Consider the following 4394-nt stretch of genomic DNA (forward strand, 5'->3'; position numbering starts at 1 on the left):
GATCTATTCTGGACTGTTTCTTTACCTAAGTAGTGGTCAATGCGGTATACTTGATGTTCTTTACAATATTTCTGTACCACTTGGTTAAGACTTTGGGCAGAAGCCAAGTCCCGACCAAAGGGTTTCTCTTCATACTCTGCTTGCTCTTTTTGCCATTCTTTCCGCCTGATTGTAATTTCTTTCTCTAGTGTTTCCCTTTTGCTGATAGTATCTTGTTCTAGGGTTTTTAATTTTTCTTGGTGTTCTTGACTTAAAATGTCTAGAGTATCCGCTACAACTCTGATTTGTTGAAGCTCTTGTAAGCGTTGAGTTTCAATTTCTATAGCTCGGTTCAATTCATCTAACTTGGAATTTTCCTGAGCTAGTTTTTCAGATAATCCATTGAGAATACTGCCAAACTCCAATTGTAAATCAGCTAAACCTTTGACAATACTATCAACCGTATATGCAGAAGCTGTTTGCAGAATTTCTTGACTTTTTGCTTTTTCTGCTTCCTCTTGTTTGGTTGCTATTTTAGATTCCAGCTTTTTTCTTTGGATAATAATTTGTTGAAATGCTTGCATTAGTTGTTGTTTGCTGTCCTTGACTCCAACTGTAGTCATCTTCCAACTCCCTTCAATAGGCAATGATTTATTGGGTAGCAAGCCATACCAATGACTACCCTATGCAGACATCAGAATAGCTTTAAAATCAACATTTTTAACGCAGTGTAAACACGGAAAGATCAGCAGAGGACACTTAGGTAGTACGAATTTTCCACATATATGTCCTGATGTTTTTATGTAGCGTTTCTTAGTTGAGCCTAATAGTGACCTACCTCTCCCTAACCTCTCCTACGAGCAGAGGCAAGCAGAAAAACTTTTGTTGCTGAAAGGGGAGTCAAATTCAAACCTAGAGAGAGGTCGGAGTATATTACATACAAAGGAAAAGTGCTATAGTTTTCCCTTTGAGGTTTTATAGTATTTTTGTACTAAAGTAAATATACCCAACTTAATCTGCTCTTGTCAAGATAATCCTTCATCTAAATTGCGTCACACAACAAAATATGAAAATGTCTTTTGCGATCGCCTGCTCCCTATCGTCCTATTGTTAAGAGTGATTTTTGATTTAGCAGGGTGCTGTGGTATATGTTACTTTTTATAAAGAAAATCTAAAAGAATCAACCCTAGTAGAAGCGTGGTTGCAGTAAGGCTAGATAATAGATTTAATCATGCTAATTGATACAAGCACAGTCCCAGACTTTTGTGATATCAATGTATACAACTGAATCGACCAAATACTCTGCTAGAACGGACATTGGACAAACCAGCCGGATTCTAGTAGTAGAAGATGAAGAATTAATCCAAGAAATGCTAGCTGTAGCCCTTGAAGAAGAAGGTTATGGGGTGACAACAGCACCCGATGGGCGGTCTGCTATAGAGTATCTCAAAAGTTTTGAAACCAATTCGGGGGAACTTCCCTTTGATTTGCTCATTCTTGATTTGATGCTGCCTCAAATCAATGGGCTAGATATTTGCCGTTTACTGCGTCATCAAGGAAACCCAGTACCAATTTTAATGCTGAGTGCTAAGGGTAGTGAAACTGACCGGGTTTTGGGGTTAGAGGTGGGAGCAGATGACTACCTGACCAAACCCTTTAGTATGCGTGAGTTAGTGGCTCGTTGTCGTGCTCTACTCCGCCGCCAACGCCTAAGTAATTTACCACAAGTACCAGTATTAAAATTTAAAGATATCACCTTGAATCCCCAAGAATGTCGCGTGCTGGTTCGTGGTCAAGAAGCGAGTCTTTCCCCCAAAGAGTTCCGCTTGCTGGAACTGTTTATGAGTTACGCCCGCAGGGTATGGTCACGGGAGCAATTGCTAGATCAGGTTTGGGGGCCAGATTTCGTTGGCGATAGTAAAACTGTAGACGTTCACATTCGGTGGTTGCGCGAAAAATTAGAGGAAGACCCCAGTCATCCCGAATATATTGTGACTGTACGAGGTTTTGGCTATAGATTTGGATAATTAGTTGGGATAGTTGTTAGTTTTTAGTAGTCACCAACAAACTAACAACTCAAATGCTTTTATTGGGATTTATTCTGGGTTTAGCCGTAGGCATTGGGTTTTGGGTTTGGCAACAGGTTCAACTTAACCGTTACCTGGGGCGCTTACTCCGACCGTTAACCTCGCATTCTTACAAGATGGGACTGCTGCTGATTCCTGGGTTGCGGCAGGAAATAGCGATGGTGAGGCAGCACCGACAAGATTTGCAGCAGTCGTTGCAAACTTACCAAAACCTGCTAGATTTTGCACCAGTGGGATATTTGCAGGTGGATGAGGAAAATCAACTGCTGTGGTGCAATCGACAGGCGCAGGAAATTTTGTATCTGCACTGGCAACCAGAACAGGTGCGCTTGTTACTGGAGTTGGTAAGGTCTTATGAACTTGACCATTTAATTGAGCAAACTCGTGATTTGCAAAAACCACAGACGGGAGAATGGATATTTCATCCATCTTGTGATGATGCGGTAGAGATGGCAACAATAAAATCTTTGGCTTTGCGGGCATCTAGCTTGCCTTTACCCAATGGACAAGTGGGAGTCTTTTTAGAAAATCGTCAACCCCTATTAGATATAAATCAAGTACGCGATCGCTATTTTTCTGATCTAGCCCACGAACTCAGAACGCCACTAACTTCGATTCGCTTGGTTGCGGAAACTTTACAAATCCGCTTGGAACCACCTTTAAATCGCTGGGTTAACCGCCTAATGCAAGAAGTTGACCGACTGATTAACTTGGTGCAAAGCTGGTTAGACCTCACCCAAATGGAAGCAAACCCAAACATGCAATTGCAAGCCAAACCTGTAGAATTGCGATCGCTAATTACATCCGTTTGGGAAACACTAGAACCCTTGGCAGGGCGTCAACATCTGTCTCTTTCTTATTCTGGGCCAGAAAATGTTTGGATTAAGGCAGATCAAGCCCGTATTTACCAAGTTTTTCTCAACTTGCTAGACAATAGCATTAAATACAGTCCTCCTCGTACAAGTATTCACATTGAAGCGAAAATCTTATCAACAAAAGATAATGCTGCTTCTCCAATTCTCGAAATAAATCTTATTGATTCTGGAGTCGGATTTTCTGAGGCAGATTTACCCCATGTTTTTGAGCGATTTTATCGAGGAGATAAAGCACGAACCCATTCCTCACAAGATGGTAACTCCATAGGAGCGATCGTTGGCAATGGATTAGGATTAGCGATCGTTGAGCAAATTATTCACGCTCACGGTGGTTCAATCAAAGCTATGAACCATCCAGAAACTGGTGGAGCGTGGATGCAACTCCAATTTTGTGAAGTTATGGCAAACTCTTTAAGCCAAGACTATAGTTAATAGTAATCTTCACCTTTGAGACAACAAGTGTGAAAGCTGTCCATTACAGTCCTAATCCTCAAAGACCCGAACTTGCACGCGCCATTAGGCGCTTAGAACGGGATGTATTACGCATGGGTGCTTTGGTAGAACAATCATTTCGCCTCACCCACCAAGCATTATTTGCTCGTAACTTAACAGCAGCTGAGGAACTTCCCCGATTAGATAAAAAGATCGATCGCTTTTATAGACAAATCGAATCAGACTGTACAGCGATTATGACGCTGCAAGCGCCTACGGCTCAAGATTTGCGCTGCTTAAGTGCCTTTATGCAGCTGGTGCGCGACTTAGAGCGCATTGGCGATTATGCTGAGGATTTAGCTGAGATTGCAATTAAAATTTTTCCTTACGCGCCTCATCCGTCAATGCTCGACATTGAAACTATGTCCCTTCACGCGCAGTCGATGCTAGCAACTAGCTTGAAGGCTTTGGGAGATTTCGATGAAGCCGGTGGACGCCGTTTAAAGCACTTAGATGATACTGTAGACGATGCGTATGATCGTGTTTATCAGACTTTAGCCCAACAACGCGATGTACCTGGTGTAGTTGAGCCTATTGTACTGCTGGCACTGGCAATTCGTTGTCTGGAACGCATGGCAGATCATGCCACTAATATCGGTCAAAGGGTAGCATATATTGTCACCGGTCAACGCTCTTAATTGACGATTCATCAGTCCACAGGCTTTAGCAGTACCTCTACAAACAAAGGCTGACGACTCAAGCGACTTAGTACAGCTTTGCGTAAAGCCGTGGCAAATTAGTTAAATGCTCCAAAAGTGCGGACTTTTTACAGCAGTTTTCATGTATTTGAACCACATCTATCGTAGAGACATAGCAGTGCTCATACGTGTCAACTTAACGTAAAAGCCATGTCCCGCAAGGAACTGAAGTTCCTTGCTAATAGTAAAAGTCATCTGAAGATGACTAAAATATAGCCAAAAATCTTTAGTCTACTTTAGTAGACTTTAGCTGTTAGCCTTGA

Annotated in this window: 3 protein-coding genes and 1 pseudogene; 3 read left to right on the forward strand and 1 reads right to left on the reverse strand. The window is 42.0% G+C overall.

Annotation, left to right across the window (positions count from 1 at the left end; all coding sequences use genetic code 11):
- Positions 1 to 602: pseudogene (locus tag LC574_RS28440) on the reverse strand (hypothetical protein); the annotation flags it as partial.
- Positions 603 to 1253: 651 nt separating this feature from the next.
- On the opposite strand from LC574_RS28440, the gene LC574_RS28445 reads away from it, so the two are divergent.
- The 3 genes from LC574_RS28445 to phoU are packed head-to-tail and all read left to right on the forward strand — an operon-like array spanning position 1254 to position 4071.
- Complete coding sequence (locus LC574_RS28445) at positions 1254 to 2006, forward strand: winged helix-turn-helix domain-containing protein (RefSeq protein WP_229457005.1); 753 nt, start codon at positions 1254 to 1256, stop codon at positions 2004 to 2006.
- A 53-nt stretch (positions 2007 to 2059) separates the two neighbouring features.
- The gene (locus LC574_RS28450; protein WP_229457006.1) at positions 2060 to 3373 is read left to right on the forward strand and encodes a cell wall metabolism sensor histidine kinase WalK; all 1314 of its coding nucleotides are present in this window, start codon (positions 2060 to 2062) and stop codon (positions 3371 to 3373) included.
- Between the two features lie 29 nt (positions 3374 to 3402).
- Positions 3403 to 4071: a phosphate signaling complex protein PhoU gene (phoU, locus tag LC574_RS28455; protein WP_229457007.1), complete on the forward strand. Its 669-nt coding sequence runs from the start codon at positions 3403 to 3405 to the stop codon at positions 4069 to 4071.
- Positions 4072 to 4394: the final 323 nt, after the last annotated feature.

Origin of the sequence: Nostoc sp. CHAB 5715 (genome assembly GCF_020829685.1) — a bacterium.
GTDB lineage: Bacteria > Cyanobacteriota > Cyanobacteriia > Cyanobacteriales > Nostocaceae > Nostoc.